This window comes from Cupriavidus sp. 05L310, from assembly GCF_056398185.1.
Genome location: NZ_JBFTOX010000099.1, coordinates 1 through 21,454 on the forward strand (window position 1 = coordinate 1; position 21,454 = coordinate 21,454).

The following is a 21,454-nucleotide window of genomic DNA, read 5'->3' on the forward strand; positions in this document are numbered from 1 at the left end:
TTGTTCGCTAACAGCATCCGTCCAGCGCAAACCCGCTTTCTGGTCGCTTCGTCCATCTTCCCAGCCATGCAATCGACTCCCGATCAACGCCTTGGTCAGATAATGCGTCAGACTCAAATCGGTTGTCATGATTTATACAAGTCTCAATAATACCCCATGACCGCGCACGAAAAAGACTGATTAGCCAGGCCGTCGCCACGGCCGAGACGGCGCTTGCCGTCGCTCTAGTGCGCGCCTACGGGGCTGCCTCCTTGGACACGTGGGGCACAGCACTTGCGCACCCGCATGGCGATCACACGAGCCTGCAGCAATGGCTTTGGACCGTCCCATTGCGAACCTCGACCCATCAGTTGGGGGATGTTCGACAAGGTCGAACTCCTTTACAAGATGGGCATTCACCGAAACTGGCCAGCGGCGTGCAATGAAGCGCTGATACGCTACTATGGCAGGCGTTGTGCCAATCGTCCGCCATCAGTAAGCAAACGTGTCGCGCAGCAACCCCGCCGATTGGAAGCTGCTTGCTTTCTGCGTTACGCTCTATGCGCCGCCTCGGATCATCTGGCGACCATGTTGCGACACTGGATTCAGAAGTCCGTGAATGACGGTCGGCGCTTGATTGAGGCTGGCCGACCGGACCCTGGCACCCAGATGCGAGAGTTCGCAACCGCGGTCAAAGCACTGGCCGCGGATGAGATGCTAACCCGTGAAGCACTCTGCCAGCAGCTGTCGGCGCTGGCCGACGCGGCGCTTAACCGGCGTGCGCCCAGCCGTGCCAGCCTGATCCGCGCGCAACTCCTTTCGCGACACCGCCAGGTTCGGGCATTGCTCGGCAGGTTGGTTTTGCTGCCATTCTCCGCCCTGTCAGCACACCCGGTGACTGAAGCGTTGGCAGTGCTCCAGGAACTTTACGCGCGGAAGTCCGATCATCTTCCCGACCAAATCACGATTCGACTTGGCCGCGCCTGGCAACCCGCTCTGGAGGGACAGGACCGTCAGCGGGCCTTGGCCGCTTTCGAGTGGGGCACGCTATTCGCCCTACGGGTGGCACTGCGCAACGGCTCAGTGTTCCTTGAGCACAGCTTTGCCTTTCGAAGCCAAGCGGCCATCTTGATCGGCGCCAGCGATTGGAAGGCCAAACGCAACCACTTCTATGGCCATCTCAAGCTGCCACAGGATGGTCAGGCATTTCTGGCGCCTGTGATCGCGCATCTGGACGAAAGCCTCGCCAAGCTGCGGGACGCTGTCGTGTGTGGGAAACTCAAGATTGACGATGCGATCCACATCGACCCCTTGGTGGCAAGCGCCAGGCCCTCGAATGTGGAGACATTGCGAGGCGCACTGTTCGAGCAGCACCCGGGCGGACAGTTGCCTGAGATCCTGCTCGAGATCGACAGCGCCTCGCACTTTAGTTGGCTCTTGCTGGGAAGAGAGCCTCATTCCCGTAGCGAATTGCTATTGGTCTACGCAGCGATACTCGCGCACGGCACCTCGATGTCAGCTGCGGATCTCGCCCGAATGGTGCCGGAGTTGTCGCCTTCCGCGATCCGGCAGATGATGCATCGCGTTGCGGACGAGCGGAAGCTGCGCCACGCGGCTGAAGCCGTGCTGACCTTCATGCATCAGCACCCAATTTCCCAGCATTGGGGGCGCTCCGATCTGGCCTCGTCAGACATGATGTCGTTGGAAACGACACGTTCTGTCTGGAAAGCGCGGGCCGACCCACGCCGGCGGACTGCATCGATCGGGATGTACACTCACGTTCGAGATCGGTGGGGCATCTTCTATGACCAGCCAATTTTGCTCAATGAGCGCCAGGCCGGCGCAGCGATCGAGGGCGTGATCCGACAAGGCAGTTCGGAAGACATAGCGCAACTTGCAGTGGATACGCACGGCTTTACAGATTTCGCGATGAGTCTGTCACGGCTGTTGGGCTTCGACCTCTGTCCGCGACTGTCCCACCTGCGCGACAGACGTCTGCATGTTCCCAGGCATCATAATGTGCCTAGCGAACTGGCTGCCGTCACCGATGCAGATGTTCGACTGAGCCTCATTGAGTGCGCCTGGGACGAGCTGGTGCGGATTGCGGCATCCGTGCAAAGCGGGCAATGCACAGCAGTCCAGGCACTTACGCGCTTTGGGGTGGCGGCGCGCGGACAACTCGTCTATGAGGCCGGCATGCATCTCGGACGGTTGTTTCGTACGATCTTCCTGATCGACTATTTCACGAATACCGCATTTCGCCATGAGATGCAGCACGCGCTGAACCGCGGTGAAGCGGTGCACATTCTCCAGCGGGCGATCCATTCCGGCAAGATACCGATCGAGCTGGCCCGCCATGACGCGTCGCTGGCGGCAGTGTCATCGGCCTTGACCTTGCTATCCAATTCGGTGATGGCTTGGAATACGATGCACATGCAACGCAGCTGGAACATCCTCGAGAAGATCGGCGGCGACTCGACTCGATCTGAGGGCCTTCGGTATATCGGTCCCACCCATATCGAGGGAATCAATCTGCGGGGCACTTTTGAGTTTCCCATCGCGCGCTATGCGCACCGGCTCATGCCCACCTCGGCGTTCCGGCCCGACTCACCTTCGCAGTGGCGTACGGCATGACCATTTTGCTTTGAAGGCGGCTCAGAGGACGGTGCCAAAGCCTGCGCATCAGCGGCATATATCCCCTGCCGGCAAAGGCTCGACGTTGGTCCATCCGTCGGCCGCGATTAAGCATTTTGGAGGCTTACATCCCTGCCTCCGCGGCCATGCTTGTGTCGCGATCGGTACATCTGCGGATACGGGGAATGGACCAGTCAGCAAGTGGTTGATTTTACAGGAATTTATTGGGGCACCGGCCGGAAACCCGCATGAATACTGGGGGCTGCTGCCCCGGTAAACTGCAGCGAAAACAAAGCGATACCTGGTACTACCGCAAGGCGTCGCATTTGCGACGCTGGCGGGCTTGCCGCCGCAGTATGGCATCTACACTGCCGTGGTGCCGTGCATCATCGCCGGCGTGTTCGGTTCCAGCTGGCATGTGATGTCAGGTCCGACCAACGCCAATTCACTGGCGCTGATGGCCATGCTGAGTCCGTTGGCAATAGCCGGTAGCCCCGACTATATCCAACTGGCACTTGCCATCACCATCCTCGTCGGCATCATGCAACTGCTGATCGGGGCGCTGCGCCTGGGCTCGATCGCCAACTTTATCTCGCCATCAGTGCTGCTTGGCTTCACAGGCGGCGCGGCGACCCTGATCGGCCTCTATGGGCTGAAGGATTTTTTCGGTCTGCATATGCCTGCCGGCACCAGCGCCTTTGGTGTGGTTAGCTATCTGGCGCGGCATATCGATGACATCAACTGGACCGCTGTTGCTGTCGGCCTCGTGACATTGGCGGGAACGCTCCTGGCCAGACGGATTTCGCCGCGGGTCCCCTTTATGCTGATCGGTCTGCTTGCTGGCCATGGCGCCTCCATGGTGTTCGCCATGCCCTTGCTCGGGAGCGGTCACCGTGTTGATGTCATTGGCCCCATCCCCTCCGCCATCCCACCACTGGCGTTGCCAACCATCTCATGGCAATCGATCCCGGATCTGTTCGGCATCGCCGCTGCCCTGACCATCGTCGCGCTCGGCCAGTCGATCTCGATCGCCAAGGCGGTGGCTATACGTTCCGGCCAGCATATCGACGCCAACCGGGAGTTCATCGGCCAAGGCCTGTCCAATGTCCTGGGAGGCTTCTTTTCGTCCTATATCTCCTGCGGCTCCCTGGGCCGTTCCATGCCAAACTTCGAGGCAGGTGCGAAGACACCTCTGGCAAGCGTCTTCTCTGCTCTTCTGCTCGTGCTGCTGGTGTCCGTCAGCGCGCCGCTGCTCGCACAGATTCCCCTGGCGGCCATCGCAGCCATGCTGCTGCTGGTGTCAACCGGGCTGGTTAACGTACGCCGCCTGCGCGAGATCGAGCGCCTGAGTCGCACCGAATTCGCCATCGCACTGAGAACATTCATTGCCACCCTGGTGCTTCGGTTGGAAATCGCCGTCATGCTGGGCAGTATCTTCTCTCTCATTGCCTACCTTTACCGCACCTCCCGACCCGCTGTGCGCAGCCTGGTGCCAGACCCCAATGACCCGGCGCGCCGGTTCAAGCCGATCGAGAACCTCGAAGGGCCGCCAGCGGAATGTCCCCAGCTCAAGCTGCTGCGCATTGAAGGCGCCATCTACTTCGGCGCGGTCCAGCACGTCACCGAATACCTCCATGACATCCGCAACCGACGCCCCGGACAAACGCACTTGCTGGCCATGACGAAAAGCATGAACTTCATCGACCTGGCAGGCGCCGAATTGTGGGAAAGCGAACTGGCCGCGCGGCGCACAGCCGGCGGCGGTCTTTACTTCCATCGGCCGCGCCCGGACGTGCTCAGAATCTGGGACAAGACAGGCTTCCAGGACAGGCTCGGCCCGCAAAATATATTCAGCAGCAAGGATGACGCCCTGCGCGCCGTGCTTCGCAAGCTTGATCCGGAAATCTGCGCAAGCTGCACCGCGAAGATATTCAAGGAATGTCCGCCTCGATCCCCAAAGACCCCATCCCATTCAGCCTGAGCCTGTCGTCGCCCGGCAACCTAGCCCTGATTGGTGGGCCTCCCGTGAGTCGAACACGGCACCAACGGATCATGAGTCCGCTGCGCTAACCAGGCATGAGCTAAAGGCCCGATGCAGCGGGTGAAGGGAATCGAACACTCGTCATAAGCTTGGAAGGCTTCTGCTCTACCGTTGAGCTACACCCGCGCGCGATGCGCGGCATGATAGCAGCTACCCAAATCGGTGTGGCACGGGTGCCCCTCTTCGCTGCTGTCGGTCGCAAGGTTGCCAACAGCGTAGATTCATAAACATGAGACTAAAAATCTCCCGGGGATTGTCTGCCGCACAAACTTGATGGCCTCATGCGCGGAAGCTAAGTGCACGTTTCCGGGCCGAGCCAGCACACGCCCGTGTTCGCGGAAGGGTTCAGTTTTCCGGAGGAAAGCCGGGCCGCTTGGCCCCAACTGAAACTAAGGGCTCACACGGCGCGGCGAATATTTGCCAATAATTGCATCAAACCGACGGTCGTTGGGCCGGCCCAGCGCTCACGCTTCTGGAATCAAGAACTTGTCGCGATTCTTGCCGAGCCAAGCCGGTGCACGGCCACGGCCAGTCCAAGTTGCACCTGTCTTGGGGTCTTGATACTTTGGCGGCAGAGATGTCTTGGGTTTTGCCGGAGCCTTAGCCGCCGGGCCTGTTGCGGGACGGCCACGGCGACGCTTTGGAGCGATGTCGTCGGCAGTTAACTCGTACTGCGCCATCAGGGCTTGAATCTGCCCGATAACGCCAGCGACTTCCGTTGCTCGTACTTCGACAAGTTGAGCCTCGAGTTTTTCCTTTTCCGCGAGCAACTGTTTGTATGATGCCATGGTTTTCTCCATTTCTATGGTGACTCCAGCATCGTACATTATTTCGAATATTGCAACACGTTCAGACGGTATATCGACGTCGGCACCAGTCAATGGGTAATGGAGCCCTTGGCTTCAATTCGCTCGCCTGTGTGTCGATATTCGTGACGGTAGAGCAAGCGGAGATTTTCGGCACCCGGTCTGCAGCGCAGAGGATAGTAGACGTCAGTCGCAATCTAATTGCGACATTGTCCGCGTGCGCGCCCGGGAACATCGTTTGGCATTCAAGCAGCCTGAGGTTAAAGCGGAAGTACCAGCGCACCGCGCACCTGATGATCCCCGCCTGGAAACTGTGACCATGGTTTGAAGCCTAGGTCGTGTCCAACTTTCACTACCGGGCCTTTAAGTTGACAGTGACTCCTTGACCCCCTGATGCAAAAGCGCCGAGACGAGGTGACCTGGCATCTGGACAAGATGTTCGTCAACCTGCGCGGCGAACCATAGCTTCTATGGCAGGCCTTCGACCAACTCGGCATCGAGCACGAGAGGTCCCTCAGAGGCTGCTAGCGGAAGCGAAGCACGGTGAGCTACCTTGTTTGATAAACTCACTGAGTCCAATTATTTCGAGTCCCGCAATCCGGAGACAACCTAGGCTTGAGCACTTCACTGCAACCCCAAGACGATTTTTCCGAGATCACTCGACTGATTACTGCTGCCCGACAGCAGGCGGTCCGCGCGGTGAATACAACGCTGATCGCACTTTACTGGCAGATTGGACAGAGGATCAGCCGCAAGATCGCCTCGGCGGAATGGGGCGATGGCGTGGTATCCCAACTGGCCGAACACCTGGCAGTAACGCAGCCGGGCTTGCAAGGTTTTACCCGTCGGAATCTGTTCCGCATGCGGCAGTTCTACGAGGCTTATGAGGACAACGAGATCGTCTCGACATTGGTGAGCCAGTTGCCCTGGACGCACCACCTGATCATCCTCAGCCAGAGCAAGCGCAGGGAGGAGCGAGAGTTCTACCTCCGATTGGCGATCCAGGAGCAATGGAGCAAACGGGAACTGGAGCGTCAGTTCAAGGCTGCCCTGTTCGAACGCACGGTACTGAACCCGGTAAAAGTGTCACCGCTGGTGTCACAAACTCACCCGGAAGCCTTGGGTGTCTTCAAGGACACCTATCTGGTCGAGTTTCTTGACCTGCCGACAGGCCATGGCGAAGCGGACCTGCACCGCGGCTTATTGAGACGATTAAAGCACTTTCTCATTGAGCTAGGGAGGGATTTTTGCTTTGTGGGCAGCGAATTCCCGTTACAGGTAGGGGGGCGGGACTTCGCGCTGGACTTGCTTTTCTTCCACCGAGGGCTCAATTGCCTTGTGGCGATTGAATTGAAGGTAGGCCGTTTCGAACCGGAGTATATGGGAAAGCTGAGCTTTTACCTGGAGGCGCTAGACCGGGATGTGAAGAAGGCACATGAGCGGCCGGCTATCGGTGTATTGCTCTGCGCGAGCAAGGACGACGAAGTGGTTGAATATGCACTCAGTCGCAGCCTGTCGCCAGCGTTGATTGCCGAATATCAGACTCAGTTGCCCGACAAGGCCCTCTTGCAGGCCAAGTTGCATGAGTTCTACCAACAGGATTTGCCTCCCGTGTGAGTGGCATGCTCCATGCACTCACGCAATGAGACTCACCTCCAGCGCAAAATGCAAACGACCGGGACTGGCGCGGCCGATTCCGTATTCCCGGGCGATGGTCAGCGGCGCCGCGACCGGATCTTGCAAGACTATGGAAGACCTGGGGCATATCGAGCAATCGGGCGACATTGACTAGACTGGCGCGCTGGGCGCCGAATATGCGCCTTTTAATGCACGTTATCGCGGCGTTGTCCCGCCAGCACCCGGCTTAGGCGGGAAAGGCGCTACGCTTGGGTCCCTCTTTCGTCGGACAGAAAGCGAATCGCAGATTGGGTAGTCCTCAGGACTCTACGCAACGGGCACTCGGCTTTTCGTTAGCATCCACAGCGCCTTCGGAAATATGCCGATTCTGCAGGCGGCTGTGATGGCTTCGCATCGGGTCAACATTTGCCGCGGGATCCTCTTCACCGCCGGCAATGCCAGCCTCAGCAGCGACCCGCAGATATACTTGCCGGGAGGCAACGGCGACGATCACAAGGATGGCGCCGACGCCGAAGGCTCGGACTGCAATTTGGAGGCATTGCGCCATGGCGAACTTGCACCGTATAGCAGGAGGTAATTGGCAGTGAGGCTACACGAGGATGTCTCGGGACGGTGCCACGCCGTTGCGGGATTGACACAATACGTTTCGCCGCGGCGGGTCGGATCGCGCGTTGCGTGACTGCGCATGGCGGTGCCGAAGAGAATGTCCCGAAAATCGATCACAGCCTTACCGAACGGCCACTACTGGGCCACGCCACACGCGCCCTTCCCGCTGGACGGTCCCAACGGCCATGAGGAGGTTTTTCCCGGCGCCCAATGCGTCAGCGACGGCAAATGGGTCACCTTCTATAAGGACGGGGAAGAACTATGAACGCGCAATGCCGTGTATGCTGCCGCCCATTTCGACTTTGAACCGGTTCCAACCCACCGCTCGCCGACGGACAACTGAGGGTCGGACGGTTCCCCAGGCCGTGGGGTACCTTTCGACAAACAGTCGAGTCTGTCGTTGCGTGGACGTCCGATTATGTGCAAAAGTCCGCGCCGACGAGCGGCGCGTTGGCACGACGACCGCGGACGGCTCTTCCCGCTTCGGCCGTTCGCTCGGTTGGAGGTAGATGACTGCTAGAGACGATCGGCAACGTCAGCCTGGATGACCGCTCACAGCCGCTCTCCGGGCCTTCGGCAGGCGGAGGCCAGCGGGCCGCAATCGAAACCCGCGGGGATTGTCCGCGCCGCACGCGCCAATCCAGTGCCGCCTCTAACCAGCAATCGATAATACGGACTTCCCAATTTGTTGCCGTTGCTCGATCAGCGCATGTGCCCTCTCCACATCGTCAAAGCCATAGCGGCTTGCGATGGGCATATGGATTTCCCCGGAGGCGAGCGCCGCGAAAATGTCATCCGCCCGCCGCTGTACCGTCTCCGGATCGGACATGTGGTCTGCCAATCGAGGCCGGGTCAGGAACAGAGAGCCGCTCTCCCCCAGTTCTATGGGGTCCAGGTCGTCCACCGAGCCGGAAACGTTGCCATAGTTAATCACCAGGCCGCGCTTGCGCGTGGCGCGGAAGCTGTCGCGCAGTGTCGCTTTCCCCACCGAGTCAAAGACCACATCAACGCCGCGACCTTGCGTGGCCTCGCGTATTGCGTCGGCGAATCGCCCTTGGTCGTAAGCCATGGCGTAATCGGCTCCGAGGCGACGCGCCACCGCGCACTTTTGCGGCGAGCTGCCCGTCGCAAAAACAGTAACGCCGGCAGCCTTGGCCATCTGCACCAGCAACTGCCCGATGTTGCCGGAGGCGGCGTGCACCAGGCAGGTTTGCCCGGCATGTAGCCTGGCCACATCGTTGAGCAGATAGTGCGCGGTGCTGCCCTGGAAGAGGCTGGCTGCCGCCTGATCGTAGGCGATGTCGTCGCGCAGCCGGACTGCGAGCCCGGCCGGCACGCGGGTGTACTCGGCATAGCTGCCCCAAGCGATGCACCATGCCACCCGGTCGCCGGCTACGAAGCGGCTGACATCGCTGCCGACAAGCACCACCTCGCCGGCTCCTTCCATCCCCAGGGTGCACGGGAGTCGCACGGGATAGGTTGTCGACGTCGCATACTTGCCTTGGCGCGTATGCACATCCATGAAATTGATGCCGGCGAATGCGACTTTGACGACGATGTCGCCGGGGCCGGGTTCCGGCGTTGGCATTTCCCGGCGCTGCAAGACTTCGGGGCCGCCATAGCTCTCGATCATGATGGCTTTCATTTCGTTCTCTGTGCTGTGGTGTAAAAAACAGTCGGTGTAAGTCAGCTTGGCTCGATTCCGCTGGAGCGGATCAGTTGTTGCCAGCGGTTTCTCTCTGCCTTGACGTAAGCGGCAAATGCCTCTTGCGTCCCGCCGACGGGCTCATTGCCCTGGGATAGCAGGAGGGCGCGAAAGTCGCGGTCATCGAGCGCTTGATCGACGGTCCTGTTGAGAACCTGGACAATCGCGGTCGGCATGCCAGCGGGGCCGACCAGCCCCTGCCAGTTTTCCACCTGAAAGCCGGGGACGCCCGCTTCATTCATGGCGGGGACGTTCGGGAGCAATGGCGAGCGCGCCTTGCTGGTGATCGCCAGAGAGCGCACCTTGCCCGCCCGTGTAGCCGGCAGCGCGGAGTACATCGGCTCGAACAGGAAATCCAGCCGGCCGCCCAGCAGGTCGACCATGGCCCCAGTGCCGCCCTTGTACGGGATATGGACCAGGTTGCTGCCAGTCATGGACTTCAGTAATTCGCCGCAAAGATGATGCGCGCCGCCCGCTCCGCTGGATCCGTAAGTCAGGCCCGCGTAGCTGGCCTTGGCGGAGCGTATTAGGTCGGCCACCGTCCGGTACGGCGAATCCGGCCTGACCAGCAGCAGCAGCGGGCCGCGCTCGATCAGCGCGATCATCGTTAGGTCCTTGGCTGGATCGAACGCGAGGTTGGCAAACAGCGAAGGATTGACGCTCAACGGGCCAAGGTTGCCGATGCCAAGCACGTAGCCATCTGGCTTCGCCCGTGCCACGTACTGCGTCCCGATGTTTCCCGCGCCGCCGGGCCGGTTCTCCACGACGACGGGCTGCGCCAAGGCCGTGCTCATGAAGCGGCCCACCTGGCGTGCCCGCAAGTCTGCGCTCCCGCCCGCGCTGTAGGCGACGACAAGGGAAATAGGCTTCTCGGGATAGCGTTCGGCGGGCCGCGCCGCCGCCAGCGGGGCGGCGCCGAGCAAGGTCAAGGCCATGCGGTTGAAAGCTCTGCGATTCATGGGTCTCCTGCAGCGTTTTTTTTGTGTGTGACCGCATTACCGCAATGCCCATGCCAGCTGTTTGGGCAAATTCATACTACCCTGTAACCATATGATTATTAACAATAAATTACATCGGTGGCAGCTTGGAACGCGAATGCGCTGACTCAAGTTGAAACGCATTCGTCCCACTTTGAAACGCCCCAATAAAACGCTAAACTAACCGTCATTTGTCACGCCGGCCTGATTCTCATGCAAGAACTCCCAAAGCCAGGTCGCCCCGTCATCGTTGGTGTCAGCGCCTACCAGCTTGCAGAGCACATCCGCGAGGTGGGTGCGACGTTTCATACACGCGCGCAAGTCAGCGTGATCGACGCGCATTTTGATGAGGCGCTCGCTGAGATTCAGCGTCGGCAGGAAACGGCGCCGTGCGATGTGGTGGTCTCCGCAGGCGCGAATGCTGAATTCCTGCGCAGCCACTTGTCGATTCCCGTGGTCTCGGTACGCGTCGGCGGCCATGACGTGATGGCCGCCATTGTCCGGGCCAGGGCGATCTCCGAGCGTATTGCTGTGGTGCTCCACCGCGATGCAGGTGATGACATGGCGAAGTTTGCGGAAGTGTTCGCGTTGCCGATTGTATTTCGCTCGTACGAATCCGCCCAGGACGCCCGTAACGTCATTGACGAATTGCGGCGCATGGATATGCGCGTGGTCGTCGGGGCGGGCGTGGTTATGCAGGCGGCAGCGGCGGAGGGCATGGCAGGCGTGTTCCTCTATTCCGTCAACTCGGTGCGGCTTGCACTGGAAGACGCGATCGGCCTGGCAAGCGCGAAGGCGGTCGAGCGCTCTCGATATTCGCTGCTGAACAGCGTCCTCCATCATCTTGGCGATGGCGTTGTCGCGCTGGATGCCGCCGGCAGGCTGATCGCGGCCAATCCCGCAGCGGAGAAACTAGTGGGCAGCCCCCTCATCCCATCCACCGGGAAGACGCTGCCTTTGCCCTTCGCTGTCTTGCGTCCGGGACGCATAATGTCCGATGCCGAGCATGAGAGCGGCTCCGTCGAGGAGATCGACGGACGCACGGTGATCATTGACCGCGCGCCGCTGTATGAAGGCAACGTGCGCGTGGGAACGGTACTGACGCTCCACCAGCCGACACGGGTCGAGCGGGCCTTTAACAGGCTCCGCGCGCATCGGTACACGCACTCACAAACAGCCAGGTACAAGCTTGAGGACGTCGTAGGCGCCTCGCCAGCCATGGCCGCCACCGTTACCCGATGCCGAGTTGCGGCCGAGCGAAGCGATGCCACCGTCCTGATCACAGGGCCAACCGGCGTCGGCAAGGAACTGCTTGCCCAAGGCCTGCATAACGCCAGTCGGCGGCGGCGGCACCCGTTCCTGGCGGTCAACTGCGGTGCATTGCCAGAGACGCTGCTGGAGACGGAACTCTTTGGCTACGAAGAAGGCGCCTTCACCGGCGCGCGGCGCAACGGTAAGGCGGGCCTATTCGAAGCCGCCAACGAGGGAACGGTCTTCCTCGACGAGGTGGCGGAGATGCCGCCGCTATTGCAAACGCGGCTGCTACGTGTCTTGCAGGAGCGGGAAGTGACGCGAGTCGGCGGTACCGACACCCTGCAGGTCAATGTCCGCATCGTTGCCGCCACGCATCGCGACCTGTGGGAGCGCGTGCGCGAAGGCGCCTTTCGGCAAGATCTCTTCTATCGCCTTAGCGTGCTGCGCGTCCAGGTGCCGCCGCTGCGCGAGCGCCCCGAGGACCGCGACTTTCTGGCAACTTCGCTGGTAAGTGCGGCGATGCGACGGGTACAGCTTGCAGACTTGCTTGATGCTGTCTTGCCCGCCGCCTTGGTTGTCGCCCGACAACATGCCTGGCCAGGTAATGTCCGCGAGCTTGAGAACTTCGCCGAGCGAGTTGCCATGGCTTGTCTCGAAGCCGGCGCGGCAGTGCCAGCAAGACAACTAGCCGAGCTTCTCGACCGTGATCCGGACCACAACGATTCGCTGGCCTGTATCCCGGAGTCGCTCGACACCACGCTCTCCGGCATGACCATCGCCAATGTGAAGGAGGTTCTCAAGGAGTGTGGAGGAAACCGTACCCAGGCCGCAAAACGCTTGGGTATTGGTCGCTCCACCCTATGGCGCCTCCTCAAAAATTAGGACCATCGTCGAATTGCGGGATGGGAGAGCCGAGGCGGGCGGGGCGCCGGTCCAGATCAGGACCGGCCAGACGGCTGAGTTCGGCCGATAGAGTTAAAGAGGCTCTTTTGAAAAACGAGTGGGTTATGCGGCATGCGGGTTGATCGAGGAGAAGTCGAGCTTTCCGGCGATCAGGAAGATCACGGTGCGCATGGTTTTGAAGTTCACATAACCGCGGGCCTTGCGCTTCGCGGCTTGGAACAGGCCGTTGAGCGCCTCCAGGAAGCCATTGGTCTGGCGCGTCTGGGTCCATGCAGCGATACCGTCGAAATGCTTGCGGATCATGCGCGCGACCTCCTTCATTGGCTCGACCTTGGATCGCATGACGTTGGTGCACCACTGCTCGAGCATTGCGGAAACAACGTTGATCTGCTTGCGCTCAAGGATGTCGCGCAACTGCTCGCGATACAGCCAGGCAGGCCAGCAGTTGATGGTCGGAGAGCGTTCGCCTACGCGCGTAGAGCGCCCGCAAGGACGCCAGATCCGGCGTATTGATGCCGAGTTCCGTGCCGAGGTGGCGAAGCAGTACTGGTGGCAGGATACTGAACGCATCCAATAGGCAGCCGCTCATGCGCAAAAAGCCAATGTGCAGCGCCAGGCCCAGCTTCATCGTTGGGCCGCGCCGTCGCCCGATCAATTCGTGCTCGGCGTGGCTGCTGGGCTTGCGAACCGTCGCATATTGCAGCGGAATCAAAGCTCCCCCACAATCCCTGCAGTCCGACATAGGCCATGCGGCCGAAGAGGCGGCCACCCTGGTCGGATTTTCCGGTGTCGACGTCGAACCCGCTCTCAAGTACGAACACGCCTTGCACACCGTTTCCGAGGTTTTCGGTACCCCGAAGTCCCCAGCGGGAGCCGGCGATATTTCCGGAAGTCACGCGATAGACGCTGTCTCCATTCCCGGGCTGGTGATTGGCGTATTCGATGCCGCTATCAACTACGCCATACAGGGTCACTTCGAAATGGGCCAATCCTGTGGCACCCAGCAGGGAGAGCGCCACGCAGCAGCGTGATGCCGCTTCTTGTCGTCAAGTCTTGCATCTTGGATTCCTCCAGTTGTCTTGATGCATGTTCGGTTCGGGTTCTAAAAAAAGGGATTTCCTATAATAGACGTGCCGAACGGCCCGTCGTCAGGTGAATCGGGAAGTGGAAGCCAGCAGCGATCAGCGTCGTGATCGCTTCGCAAACTGGTTCGATGGCGGGCAGGTGGCAGGCATCTATGGCAGCTATCCGGGACGGTGACGGGGACCGTCTGTGCGGAGCCGTCCTCCGAATGCCATGCCGAGAAGGGGAAGAGCCACGGCGGCGGCGGCAAACAGCCATCGCTCGCCGAAGGTGCCGGCGACGGCCGCAGCGCCGCTCAGGCCGAGCGCCTGCCCAAGGAACAGGCTCGCGGCAAACAGCCCGACCGCCGTACCGCGCGATGGCGGGAACACCTCGGTCGCCTGGGTCTGCAAGGTGTTGTGAAGCATGTAGAAGCCGAGTCCGCCGAGGAAGCATCCGGGCACGCTCCATTCCCACCGTGGTCCGACCGCGACGATGGCGAAGGCGGCACCCAGGAGCGCGCCTCCGAGGGCGGCCAGCACATCAGAGCCCAGACGCCTGATCAGCACGCCGGACAGCGCCACATATACCAGGCCACCGACGCCATACATCGCCACCACCACGCCGGCCGTACCCAGGCCGAGCCCGAAGCGGCCGTGCAGATATGTCGGCACAAAGGCAAATCCCGTCAGGGTGAACAGGCCTTCGATTGCCGTCACTGCGAACACCAGTCTGGCGCGTGGCTGCCCCAGCACGCTGCGGAACTGCTCCCCGAATGAACGCCTGGCAATCAGGTCGGAGACCATGCCCGATCCCTGCATCCACACGACGAGCGCCGCGACGCCGGAGCCCGCCGCTAGCACCCCGAACGCAATGCGCCAGTGCAGCCAGTCGGCGATCAGCCCGGATATCCACTGGCCACCGATCATCCCGCCGATGGTCGCGAGGAAGAAGCGGGCAAGCACCTGCTGCCGGTCCCTGACCGGAACCGTATCGCCGATCATCGCCATGCTCATGGGGATGACACCCGCCGCGGCTGCGCCCGAGAGTCCCCGGGCCAGCGCGAGGGCGGGCATGGTCGGGGCCACGGCGGCCATGACGTTCGCAACGGCGCAGCCTGCCAGCGCAATGGTGACGACGCGGAGTTTGCCGAAGCGGTCGCCGAGCGGTCCAAATACGAGCTGCATCAGGCCATAGGCCAGCGCGAACGCGGAGATGGACCACGCCGCCATGCCAATGGGTACATCGAAGTCCGACGACAGTGCCGGAAGCAAGGCGTCACAGGCGCGCATGGACGCCATGCTCATGACCGCCGCAATGGCGAGAGCTCCGAACCGCCTCACTCCGCCACCCTTGCCATCGGATAGGCGTGCCGGGGCTTCGCGATCATGAAGACCGACCCTGCCGCGAGCAGCGCCGGCACGGCGAGCAGGCCGAATACATCGCCGAAACCCCAGCCAAGACCGAGAAGGCCTGCGCCGATGAAGGCGCCGGCCATGCCGCCGATCCGCCCGATGCCCTGCATCCACGCCACGCCCGTCGTACGCGCCTCGGTCGGATAGAGGCCTGCGGCATAGGTGGACATCGAAGTTGCCCCGCTCGTGACCAGGGTGCCACAAAGGAAAAGCGAGATGCCGAGGAACTCCGGATGATCGACACCGCGTCCCACCACGATGACGAGCACAGCGGCCAGCAGGTACGCTACGACGATGGTACGGTTGGCATTGAAGCGGTCCATGAGCCAGCCCGCAACAAGGTTGCCGAGCAAGCCGCCAAGGGGAAACAGGGAGGCCAGCAACGCGCCACGTTCCACGCTGAATCCGGCTTCACGGAACAGCGTCGGCATCCAGTTCGTCATCAGGTAATAGATCACCAGACCCATGAAGCACGACAGCCAGAGCAGGAACGTGCGCCGCCGGTATCCGGCCGACAGGATGAGTGCAAGAGCCGACGCCTTTCCCGCCTTGCCTGCCGAAGCCATCGGCGCGACGAACACGCAGTGTTCGAGCGATTGCCGAGGCGCAATGCGCTTCAGGATGCGCGCGATCCGCTCGGGCGCCCCGGCGCGCACCGCCAGGAACTGGGCCGACTCCGGAAGCAGTGCAAGGAGCAGCACGGCGAGTATCAGCGGCGCGATGCCGCCAGCCGTCAACACGCTTCGCCAGCCGAAATGAGGAATCAGCCAGGCCGATGCCGCACCGCCCGCCACCAGCCCACCGGAGAAGCCGCAGTACATGGCATTCACCGCAAGGGAACGCAGACGCGACGGCGCGTATTCCGACATCATCGTGATGGTCGTCGGCATGGCCGCACCGAGCCCGAGTCCGGTCAGGAAGCGCAGGACAGTCAATGTGCCGACGGTCTGTGCATGGGCGGCAACGAGTGTCCATCCTCCGAAGCACGTGACGGCCGCCACCAGTACCGTCTTCCGGCCAATGCGATCCGCCACGGGTCCCGCGAAGATCGCGCCCAGGCTCAGGCCACCCAGTGCTGCGCTCATGACGACACCAAGTTCGCCGCGGCCGATGCCCCACTCGTGCGCCAGCGCCGGTGCGATAAAGCCGATTGCCGCCGTGTCATAGCCGTCAGCCGCCACGACGAGGAAGCAGAAGGCGAGGACCAGCCACTGGCAAGGGGAAAAGCGTTCGGCGTCGATGAAGGACTGCACGTCTATGGTGCGGGATGCCTGTTTCATCGTTGTCTCCTGGATGGGCGGGCAAGCGCGCTGTGCGCGCTTGCCTCGTTTGTGAGGGTCAGGCGGCGAGGTACCCGCCGTCCACGGGCAGGGTCACGCCGGTCACATAGGTGGACATCGACGAGGCGAGAAACAGCACCGCGCCCACCAGCTCTTCGGGTTGCCCAACCCGGTTCATTGGGATGCGGGACATGAAGCGTTCGAGCTTCGCCGGGTCCGTGCGCGTGGAAACGGTCATGGGCGTTTCGATGACGCCCGGTGCAATGGCATTGACGCGCACACCGTCGCGCGCGAGGTCGGCTGCCAGCGACTGGGTCAGCATCTTCACCGCGCCCTTCGAGGGCGAGTAGCCGAGCGTGTTCGGCTGGCCCGAAAGCGACGCGATGGACGCGACGTTGACAATGGCGCCACGGGTCTGCCGCAGGGCCGGCAGCCACGCGTGGCAGACGTTGAAAGTCCCTTCGTGGTTGACCTTCATCACCCGCTGCAGGTTGGCCAGCGCATTCTCGCTGTCGATGCCCTCGCGAATGAGTATGCCGGCGTTGTTCACCAGCACGTCGACGGGGCCGACGCAGGCGGTGATCTCTTCGGCGACGGCGCGGCATTGCGCGGCATCGGTCACGTCCAGCGCGCAGGCTCGTGCCGCATGTCCACGGGCATCGATCATCGCCGCCGTCTCGTCGGCATTGGCTTCGTTCATGTCGGTCACGACGACCGTCGCGCCGGCTTCTGCGAGGCCGATGGCGATGGCCCGGCCGTTGCCCTGGCCCGCGCCGGTTATGAAAGCGACCTTCCCGGTCAGGAGTTGAGGAATCATCATGATTGCAATCGAGGGAAATTCAGGGTGAACGCCGCCACGGGGCCGCCGCAATGCGGCCGCGTGGGTGACAAAAATCGGGTAGGGAACTCAGTGCATGGCCAGAGGCTCGCGCGCCGCAGCCGCACTCGCTTTCGGGAGCGTGGTCTGAACGTGATCGGCGATGTGGTTGCCCGCGACATAGCCAAAGGTCAGCCCCGGGCCGAGCGTGATGCCCGCACCGCTGTACTCGCCGCCCATGATGCTTGCCGCATCGTTGCCCGCTGCGTAGAGGCCGGGGATCGGATCGCCGTCCCGGGAGACGACTTGGGCGTGCTCGTTCGTACGGATGCCCATGAATGAGCCAAGGTCGCCCGGTACGAGCTTGAGCGCATAGAACGGACCGTTGGCCAGCGGTGCGACGCAGGGATTGGGCGTGTGCAGCGCGTCGCCCTGGTAGCGGTTGTAGGCTTTGCTGCCGCGCCCAAACTCGGGATCGCGGCCGTACTGCGCCGCTTCGTTGTACTGGCGAACGGTGGCGGCGAGTGTCGCCGGATAGACACCGATCTGCTTCGCAAGGTCCTCGATCGTCTTGCCGCGCTTGAGGTAGCCGTTGCGCAGATGCGGCCCGAGCGGCATCGGGAACGGCTTCACGAAGCCGAGGCCGTAGCGCCGGATCGCCGCATGGTCGGCGATCAGCCAGCACGCCGTCTCCGGCTTGCCCTTCGAGGCGGCGATCATCGCCTGCACGAGATCGTGGTATGAGTTCGCCTCGTTGGCGAAGCGCTTGCCATCCAGGCTGACGGCAATCACGCCTGGTTTCGCCCGGTCGATGAAGTGGGGCATGATGCCGGTCGTGCCGTCCTTGCGCGGCACGAGCGACATAGGCGTCCACGCGGCGGCATTCGACAGGGTCTTGTCGAACACACCGCCCACCTCTTCGGCCATGCGCATGCCGTCGCCCACATTGGTCTGCGGCGTTGGCGAGAAGTGGCCGTGCCCGGCCTTCACGTGCGGGTAAGTCTCCTTGCGCCGCTCGAGGTTGTGCGGGAATCCGCCGCTGGCCAGCACCACACCGTGACGCGCCTTCACGCTGACCCGCTGGCCGTCGCGCTCAAGCACCGCGCCGGAGACGCGCCCCCCCTCCTGCAACAACTGCACGGCAGGCGACGACAGCCATACCGGGATCGACAGGTCGGCCGCCGACTTCGCGAGCCGCGCGGCCAGCGCGTTGCCGTTGGTCAGCGTCATGCCCCGCCCGTACTTCATCACCTCCAGGAAATGTTTGGTCAGACGTTTGGTGACATACCAAGCGGACTGCAGCGATCGCGTCACCCGCATGAAGTGAACGATCTCCTTGCCGGAGCCGATCGTTACGCCGAAGACCGTCAGTTCCGGCAGCACGGGGCCGAGGGTTTTGAGCAGCGGGCCGAGCTCGCGCGCGTCGTACGGACGCGTCACCATCGAGCGGCCACCCTGTGCGGCGCCGGGCGCCTCGGCGTGGTAGTCCGGGAACGTTAGCGGCATGTCGAACTGGACGGCGGTCTTCGTCATGAAGAACTCGATCGCTTTCGGGCCGTTCGCCAGAAAGGCGCGTACACGCGCCTCATCGAACCCGGCGCCGGCCTGGTTCCGGATATAGGTCAGCGCCTGGTCCGGTAGTTCGTGATGGCCGTATGCCTTGCCCAGATGGGTGTTCGGCACCCAGAGCCAGCCGCCCGAGCGGGCCGTCGTGCCGCCGTAGTAGCTCGCCTTCTCGGCCACGATGACCTTCAGCCCCCGGCTGGCGGCAGTAATGGCCGTGGACATGCCGGCGACGCCTGATCCGATGACCAGAACATCACATTTTTCCTGTTGCAGTGTAGACATCGACTTCTCCATTCAAGTGCGGGCGGTACGGTCGCCAAGAGCGGCACCACCATGCCTGCTAGATTAGTACTAGCGCGCTTGAAATTATCTACACGTTAACCCTACGCTTGTTCATTAGATATTGTCTAGTGCTATACTGCGCCCACTATCCATCTCATGGCAGGGACATACCGTGGAACAGACCGACCAGGCACCCGAGCGAGAGCGCCGCGGCATCCAGTCGATTGAAGTGGGAGGAGAAATCCTGAAGGTGCTGGCCTCCGAGGCCAGGCCGATGGCGCTACGCGATCTCGTGAAGGCGGCGAACATGCCGTCCGGCAAGATCCATCCGTATCTGGTGAGCTTCGGCAAGATCGGGCTCGTCGCCCAGGACCCGGTCACGGGTCACTATCTGCTCGGCCCGATGGCCATCCAGCTCGGGCTAACCAGCCTGCAGACGCTGAACCCGATCCGCGAGGCCACACCGTTCGCCGAAGCGCTTTCGGAAGAGACGTCGCACGCGGTCGCGCTCGCTGTTTGGGGAAACCTTGGGCCGGTCATCGTGCGGCTGATCGATGCGTCCTATCCCATCCACACGAACATCCGCACCGGCACGGTCATGTCGCTCGCCAATACGGCGACCGGCAGGGTTTTCTCGGCATTCCTGCCACGGCAGTTCACCGAAAAGCTGTTGCTGGACGATCGCATTCGGCTCGGCCCCGATATTGCGCATCCGCTGGACGCCGCCGTGGTCGAGGAAATGATCAAGGAAGCGCGGGCGCGCCACATGTCCCGCAGCATCAACCATCCCACGCCAGGGATCGTCGCCTTTTCTGCGCCGGTGTTCGATTATTCGGGAAACATTGCGCTGACGATCACCATCATGGGACCGACCGGCACTGTTGATACCGATTGGGAGGGGCCGGTGGCCAAAGCACTGGATGCGTGTGCGCAGGCGGTTTCGAAGCGCCTCGGCTACAGGGGCTCGTAGAAGTGCTTACAGTCGTCTAGCTTCAGGGGGCTGAAATGGTCGTTTCCATGAGCGGCCATTTCTTGCCCGACGACGGTCCGTCTATCTTGAGGCTTGTGCGATGCCGGCGCTTACACGTGGGATTGGACGAAAGGCAGAAACGGCCGATGAAGCGCCGTTGGCCGACACGGCGGCGGACGGCTCCTCCCGGCCAGTTTCGGCCGTTCATCCACGTCGTTGCGCGGACATCTGAACGTCGGCTTCACTCTGACAGCGGCCCTTCGTCGAACGATGCCATCCGGCGGGCGGTCGGCCGTTGCGGACCGATACGCCCTATCGATAACGACCATCTGCGATGGGTCCGTTCGTGCGCGCATCATGTCCATAGCGGACCTTCGGTGCGTGTTGCCGATGCAGCGCACAACGGGGTGGGACCCAGGCAGAAGGAGAATTCCTCGCCACGGCCGTCGCTACGATTACGCTGCCCCACTACTCGCAATGTCGACCGTCACGTAGCAAGTCCGCTTTGGCGGTGCTCGGGGGCCAAGCAAAGCTGAAATTGCTGGATGAATACAACTGCCATTGCCCACTTCCTTTCAGCTCCAGTACCTGGTGGTGGTATTTCAGAAGCGTGGGGCGGTGGCTGACGCTGACAAGAGTGGTGGATGTGCTGCACAGTTGAGAATACAGATCCTCCTCATTGCCAATATCCAACGCGCTGGTCGCCTCGTCCAACATGGCATACCGAGGTCTTGAAAGCAACACGCGAGCGAAAGCGAGCCGTTGCCGCTCACCGACGGAGAGAACTTTTCCCCAGTCCAGGTCCGCATCCAATCCACCAAATCTCTCGATGAGATCTGGAAGGTTCACCATCTCCAGCAGCCGCAGAAGTTCCCCGTCCGATATTCTCCCGTGATTGTTGTTGGGATATAGCAACTGGTCGCGCAAGCTACCGGGCACCATGTAGGGGTGTTGTGGTAAGAACTGCATCTCCTCTGGGCCTGGCCGGACGATCCGCCCCTTGCCGGTGTTCCACAGGCCCGCAACCGCGCGTAAAAGCGAGCACTTTCCACCCCCGCTCACGCCCACAATGAGGAGGCCCTCCCCTGGGTTGACTGAGACGGACAGGTCCTTGATCAGCGTCCGCTCACGACTAGGCGTCTGCAGAGTCACATGCTCGAGTGCCAAACGGGAGTCTTGTAATACTTGAATCTCGTCTTCTGCTTCCTTCGGGCTCGCTGGTTTCGCCGCGAGATAGCCGGAGAATGTGTCCAGGCGGTCCAGTCCTGCGACAAATAGGCTCAGGCTCTCGAAATTATCAACGATAATCGTCAGTGCACTCAATATCGCGGCAAATGCGCCGGCCGCTTGGATCGCGCGCCCGACTTCAAGCCATGCGGTTATACACATCGTTGACCCACCGAAGCGATCCTGGCGCCCCGGAAAAGTGTTTACATTCAAGGACTTGAAGCGGCACTTGTAAACTGTCTGAGTCTCGCGTTTACTTCTGCCTTTTTGGGTGACGCGTTGACGATTGAAT

The 21,454-nt window shown here is 61.7% G+C and carries 13 protein-coding genes, 2 tRNA genes and 4 pseudogenes; 6 read left to right on the top strand and 13 right to left on the bottom strand.

Annotated features, from left to right (window positions below):
* Positions 1 to 146 precede the first annotated feature (146 nt).
* A pseudogene (locus AC1DS6_RS40420) lies at positions 147 to 2,613 on the top strand (Tn3 family transposase); the annotation flags it as partial.
* Positions 2,614 to 2,914: 301 nt separating this feature from the next.
* A complete protein-coding gene (locus tag AC1DS6_RS40425; RefSeq protein WP_477104613.1) occupies positions 2,915 to 4,594 on the top strand; it encodes a SulP family inorganic anion transporter in 1,680 nt (559 codons plus the stop codon).
* Positions 4,595 to 4,625: 31 nt separating this feature from the next.
* Here AC1DS6_RS40425 and AC1DS6_RS40430 read toward each other — a convergent pair.
* From AC1DS6_RS40430 to AC1DS6_RS40440, 3 genes are all read right to left on the bottom strand, one after another.
* A tRNA-Ile gene (locus tag AC1DS6_RS40430) sits at positions 4,626 to 4,704 on the bottom strand.
* Between the two features lie 5 nt (positions 4,705 to 4,709).
* Positions 4,710 to 4,780: transfer RNA gene (locus AC1DS6_RS40435), tRNA-Gly, on the bottom strand.
* A gap of 338 nt (positions 4,781 to 5,118) precedes the next feature.
* Entirely contained in the window at positions 5,119 to 5,442 is a 324-nt protein-coding gene (locus AC1DS6_RS40440) for an H-NS histone family protein (protein ID WP_477104604.1), read from the bottom strand.
* A gap of 633 nt (positions 5,443 to 6,075) precedes the next feature.
* On the opposite strand from AC1DS6_RS40440, the gene AC1DS6_RS40445 reads away from it, so the two are divergent.
* Together AC1DS6_RS40445 and AC1DS6_RS40450 are read left to right on the top strand one after the other, a co-directional pair.
* Entirely contained in the window at positions 6,076 to 7,077 is a 1,002-nt protein-coding gene (locus tag AC1DS6_RS40445) for a PDDEXK nuclease domain-containing protein (protein WP_477104605.1), read from the top strand.
* Positions 7,078 to 7,456: 379 nt separating this feature from the next.
* Positions 7,457 to 7,675 (top strand): hypothetical protein, encoded by a 219-nt coding sequence (locus AC1DS6_RS40450; protein WP_477104606.1) that lies wholly within the window; start codon positions 7,457 to 7,459, stop codon positions 7,673 to 7,675.
* Between the two features lie 681 nt (positions 7,676 to 8,356).
* Here the strand turns inward: AC1DS6_RS40450 and AC1DS6_RS40455 are convergent.
* The gene (locus AC1DS6_RS40455) at positions 8,357 to 9,349 is read right to left on the bottom strand and encodes a quinone oxidoreductase family protein (RefSeq protein WP_477104607.1); all 993 of its coding nucleotides are present in this window, start codon (positions 9,347 to 9,349) and stop codon (positions 8,357 to 8,359) included.
* Positions 9,350 to 9,390: 41 nt separating this feature from the next.
* Complete coding sequence (locus AC1DS6_RS40460; RefSeq protein ID WP_477104608.1) at positions 9,391 to 10,368, bottom strand: Bug family tripartite tricarboxylate transporter substrate binding protein; 978 nt, start codon at positions 10,366 to 10,368, stop codon at positions 9,391 to 9,393.
* A 231-nt stretch (positions 10,369 to 10,599) separates the two neighbouring features.
* Here AC1DS6_RS40460 and prpR point away from each other — a divergent pair, with 231 nt between their 5' ends.
* The gene (gene prpR / locus AC1DS6_RS40465) at positions 10,600 to 12,522 is read left to right on the top strand and encodes a propionate catabolism operon regulatory protein PrpR (protein WP_477104609.1); all 1,923 of its coding nucleotides are present in this window, start codon (positions 10,600 to 10,602) and stop codon (positions 12,520 to 12,522) included.
* A gap of 123 nt (positions 12,523 to 12,645) precedes the next feature.
* Here the strand turns inward: prpR and AC1DS6_RS40470 are convergent.
* The 7 genes and pseudogenes from AC1DS6_RS40470 to AC1DS6_RS40500 form a co-directional block, all read right to left on the bottom strand.
* A pseudogene (locus AC1DS6_RS40470) lies at positions 12,646 to 12,978 on the bottom strand (transposase); the annotation flags it as partial.
* Positions 12,977 to 13,210 (bottom strand): annotated as a pseudogene (locus AC1DS6_RS40475) (DUF4158 domain-containing protein); the annotation flags it as partial. The pseudogenes AC1DS6_RS40475 and AC1DS6_RS40470, both read right to left, overlap by 2 nt.
* Before the next feature lie 46 nt (positions 13,211 to 13,256).
* Positions 13,257 to 13,562 (bottom strand): annotated as a pseudogene (locus AC1DS6_RS40480) (porin); the annotation flags it as partial.
* A gap of 225 nt (positions 13,563 to 13,787) precedes the next feature.
* Positions 13,788 to 14,948, bottom strand: coding sequence for an MFS transporter (locus AC1DS6_RS40485; protein ID WP_441634766.1), 1,161 nt, complete (start codon positions 14,946 to 14,948; stop codon positions 13,788 to 13,790).
* On the bottom strand, positions 14,945 to 16,300 hold the full coding sequence (locus AC1DS6_RS40490; protein ID WP_441634764.1) for an MFS transporter: 1,356 nt from the start codon (positions 16,298 to 16,300) through the stop codon (positions 14,945 to 14,947). The genes AC1DS6_RS40485 and AC1DS6_RS40490 overlap by 4 nt, the downstream gene beginning before the upstream one ends.
* A gap of 58 nt (positions 16,301 to 16,358) precedes the next feature.
* A complete protein-coding gene (locus AC1DS6_RS40495; protein WP_441634776.1) occupies positions 16,359 to 17,117 on the bottom strand; it encodes an SDR family NAD(P)-dependent oxidoreductase in 759 nt (252 codons plus the stop codon).
* Positions 17,118 to 17,207: 90 nt separating this feature from the next.
* On the bottom strand, positions 17,208 to 18,965 hold the full coding sequence (locus AC1DS6_RS40500) for an FAD-dependent oxidoreductase (protein ID WP_477104610.1): 1,758 nt from the start codon (positions 18,963 to 18,965) through the stop codon (positions 17,208 to 17,210).
* Positions 18,966 to 19,137: 172 nt separating this feature from the next.
* On the opposite strand from AC1DS6_RS40500, the gene AC1DS6_RS40505 reads away from it, so the two are divergent.
* Positions 19,138 to 19,935 (top strand): IclR family transcriptional regulator, encoded by a 798-nt coding sequence (locus AC1DS6_RS40505; protein WP_477104611.1) that lies wholly within the window; start codon positions 19,138 to 19,140, stop codon positions 19,933 to 19,935.
* 468 nt (positions 19,936 to 20,403) lie between these two features.
* On the opposite strand, the gene AC1DS6_RS40510 is transcribed toward AC1DS6_RS40505, so the two are convergent.
* Positions 20,404 to 21,454 (bottom strand): ATP-binding cassette domain-containing protein (locus AC1DS6_RS40510; RefSeq protein ID WP_477104612.1); only part of this gene is annotated, 1,051 nt, incomplete at its 5' end.